At 42.1% G+C, this 2,823-nt stretch carries 5 protein-coding genes and 1 pseudogene; all 6 read left to right on the top strand.

Features of this window, described 5'->3' with window-relative positions; translation table 11 throughout:
• A pseudogene (locus ACKI4H_RS10370) lies at positions 1 to 187 on the top strand (HK97 family phage prohead protease); the annotation flags it as partial.
• Positions 188 to 194: 7 nt separating this feature from the next.
• The gene (locus ACKI4H_RS10365; RefSeq protein WP_407305504.1) at positions 195 to 1,394 is read left to right on the top strand and encodes a phage major capsid protein; all 1,200 of its coding nucleotides are present in this window, start codon (positions 195 to 197) and stop codon (positions 1,392 to 1,394) included.
• A 65-nt stretch (positions 1,395 to 1,459) separates the two neighbouring features.
• Entirely contained in the window at positions 1,460 to 1,741 is a 282-nt protein-coding gene (locus ACKI4H_RS10360) for a hypothetical protein (RefSeq protein ID WP_407305503.1), read from the top strand.
• Positions 1,704 to 2,021, top strand: coding sequence for a head-tail connector protein (locus tag ACKI4H_RS10355; protein WP_407305502.1), 318 nt, complete (start codon positions 1,704 to 1,706; stop codon positions 2,019 to 2,021). Before ACKI4H_RS10360 ends, ACKI4H_RS10355 begins: the two co-directional genes overlap by 38 nt.
• Positions 2,018 to 2,347 (top strand): phage head closure protein, encoded by a 330-nt coding sequence (locus ACKI4H_RS10350; RefSeq protein ID WP_407305500.1) that lies wholly within the window; start codon positions 2,018 to 2,020, stop codon positions 2,345 to 2,347. Before ACKI4H_RS10355 ends, ACKI4H_RS10350 begins: the two co-directional genes overlap by 4 nt.
• A 3-nt stretch (positions 2,348 to 2,350) precedes the next feature.
• Positions 2,351 to 2,809, top strand: coding sequence for an HK97-gp10 family putative phage morphogenesis protein (locus ACKI4H_RS10345; protein ID WP_407305499.1), 459 nt, complete (start codon positions 2,351 to 2,353; stop codon positions 2,807 to 2,809).
• The last annotated feature ends 14 nt before the right edge of the window (positions 2,810 to 2,823 follow it).

Genomic DNA, 2,823 nt, shown 5'->3' with positions numbered 1-2,823 from the left:
TGAAAAAGGCGAAACTCCTTCGCCAAGTAAAATTGAACGTGCCCTGCGAGATGTTGGGTTTTCACGATCACAAGCCAAGGCATTCATGTCCAAAGGCTATGGTGCGATTGATTCTAAGCGAGAAGCTGAGAGTCAGGATGAAGCACTGCAATCACTGAAAGACTTAACCGCATTTTTAAAAGGGTAAAATTATCATGGCTATTGATGAAAAAGATATTGGCGAAGTTGCCAAAGAGTTAAAGGGTGCATTTGAAGATTTTAAAAAATCAAATGATAAAGAACTTGAATCGATTAAAGCTGAAAAAAATAAGCTTGAAGAAAAAACCAACCAATTAAATGAAAAATTGGGTGAAATCGACAAGCTTAAAGCTGATCTTGAAAAAGAGATTAAAGAATTTAAGCGCCCAGGTGGCACCAAAGGCACTGAAGTTTCAGCACATAAAAAAGCATTTGGTCAGATGTTGCGTAAAGGTATTGAAGACGGTCTCGGTGATTTGCAACAAAAAGCAATTCAGGTGGCTGTCGACGGTGATGGCGGTTATGCAGCTCCAGAAGATTTAGACACAACACTGCTTGAATTGCTACGTGATGAAAGCCCGATGCGTGAAGTCTGCGGATCAATTGTGATTGGTGCATCAGGCTATAAAAAATTAGTCAATATTGGTGGTGCCGGTTCTGGTTGGGTTGGTGAAACAGATGCTCGACCTGCAACAGGCACACCAACGATTGCCCAATTAACCGCGTTTATGGGTGAGATCTATTCAAACCCACAAGCGACACAACAATCATTGGATGATATTCACTTTGATGTTGAAGGCTGGCTTGCAGGTGAAGTTTCGCGTGAATTTGCTGAAAAAGAAGGCAGTGCTTTCTTGCTTGGTGATGGTGTCAACAAACCGAAAGGTATTTTGGCTTATGCGCGAGCAGTAACGGCAGACAAAACACGTGCATTTGGGACATTGCAAAACTTGAAATCAGGTATTGCGGGTGGTTTTACTGGCGACAATATTATTGACCTGATTTATTCACTTAAAAAAGGCTATCGTAAAAACGCAGTATTCATGATGAATACCCTGTCTCTTGCCAAAGTTCGCAAACTAAAAGACAGTGAAGGTAATTACTTGTGGCAACCAGGCTTACAACTAGACCAACCTTCAACATTATTGGCACACGGTATTGCTGAAAATGAAGATATGCCGGATGTAGCTGCTGATGCTAATGCAATTATGTTTGGTGACTTCAAACGTGGCTATGCAATTGTTGACCGCTTCGGAACTCGTGTTCTACGCGACCCGTACACCAACAAGCCAAACGTAGGTTTTTATACAACCAAACGTGTCGGCGGTATGTTGTTAGACTCTAACGCGATTAAAGTTCTAACTTTATCGCTTTAACTCTAACCCGTATTTAAATATAAGGCCTCCATGATGTGGGGGTCTTATTTTTTGGAGCAGTAGAAATGCCACCACTTATTGATGTGAAAGAAACTTTTAAAGTTGCTGTAGATAATGGGAATCGGGTTATTGAAATTGAGCCTGGTGAACATGATGTTGATGATCGAATTGCAGAAATTGCTGTAAATCAATTAGAAGTTGCGGAATTTGTGCAGACGGATAATCCTCCTGAGCCTGAGCCTGAGCCTGAGCCTGAGCCTGAGCCTGAGCCAAAACCAACCAAGCCAAAACCAGTAAAGGGTAAAGCGAATGACACAGTTTCTAACGAAGGAACAAGTCAAACTTAATCTTCGAATTGATCATGATGATGAAGACTCATTAATTGAATCATTGATTGGTGCGGCTTTTGATGCATTTGAGCAATCCACTAACCGAAAGCTTTATGCAGTTGGTTCGCTGATTCCTGAAGATGTCTTGAATGGGATTTATATTTCAGACTCGATTATCCAGGGTGCATACCTTTTAATTGGCCACTGGTATAAAAACCGAGAAACGGTTGGTGTTGGTGCTGAGTTGCCAATGGCTACAGACTGGCTCTGGAAGCGGCATCGGTGGGTGAATGTATGACTTTGCAAGCAGGTGAACTTCGACATCGGGTCGCGATTCAGCAAAAAACCAAGACTTATGATAAATACAACTATGAAACCGAAGCATGGGTTGAATACAAAAAGCTTTGGTCTAAATTGGAGTTTCTGTCTGTAAAAGATTCAATTAACGCCAAGGCTGCCGGATCAGAAACCACAGCGCGACTAAAGCTGCGCAAGCGTGATGATATCAACACAACCATGCGTGTTTTATATGATGGCCAGATATTCCAGATCGTATCGCCACCAAAACCAGACAATGAAAATGGTCGGATATATATGACGTTGGAGTTGTCATTAGTGGAGTAGGCCATGTCAGTAGAATTCAATATTGAAGGCTTGGATGAAGTTCAAGAGAAACTTAAAAGACTGGCTAATCCTCGTTTAATGAAAAATGCTGCAAGGCGATCTGCTCGTAAAGCTATGGCAATTGTACGTGATGCAGCTCGGGCTAACGCCAAAGCAATTGATGATCCAAAAACAGCTGAGAAGATTTGGAAAAATATTACAATTGCTACTGGAAAGACTCGAAACTCGAATGAAGTGGTAATGCGGGTCGGTGTGCGTGGTGGTGCGTCATTCTCCAATCCAAATCCACCTAAAACAAGTGGTGGGGATACGCGGCACTTCAGATGGCTTGAATTTGGCTCTGTGCATAATCCACCAACTCCATTCATGCGCCCAGCACTACAAAGCAACATCCAGGCTGTTACCAATAGCTTTGCTCAGAATTTTAATACTGCGATTGATAAAGAGCTTGCGAAGTTATGAACATTCTACCAGTG

The organism is Acinetobacter sp., assembly GCF_045628685.1.
GTDB lineage: Bacteria > Pseudomonadota > Gammaproteobacteria > Pseudomonadales > Moraxellaceae > Acinetobacter.
The sequence above is the reverse complement of the archived record's forward strand: the minus strand, read 5'-3'. Positions and strand labels throughout refer to the sequence as shown.

Excerpts from the sequence above, each read along its gene's own strand:
- ACKI4H_RS10365 (WP_407305504.1), top strand. The coding sequence starts at position 195 with ATGGCTATTGATGAAAAAGATATTGGCGAAGTTGCCAAAGAGTTAAAG.
- ACKI4H_RS10360 (WP_407305503.1), top strand. The coding sequence starts at position 1,460 with ATGCCACCACTTATTGATGTGAAAGAAACTTTTAAAGTTGCTGTAGAT.
- ACKI4H_RS10350 (WP_407305500.1), top strand. The coding sequence starts at position 2,018 with ATGACTTTGCAAGCAGGTGAACTTCGACATCGGGTCGCGATTCAGCAA.
- ACKI4H_RS10345 (WP_407305499.1), top strand. The coding sequence starts at position 2,351 with ATGTCAGTAGAATTCAATATTGAAGGCTTGGATGAAGTTCAAGAGAAA.
- ACKI4H_RS10355 (WP_407305502.1), top strand. The coding sequence starts at position 1,704 with ATGACACAGTTTCTAACGAAGGAACAAGTCAAACTTAATCTTCGAATT.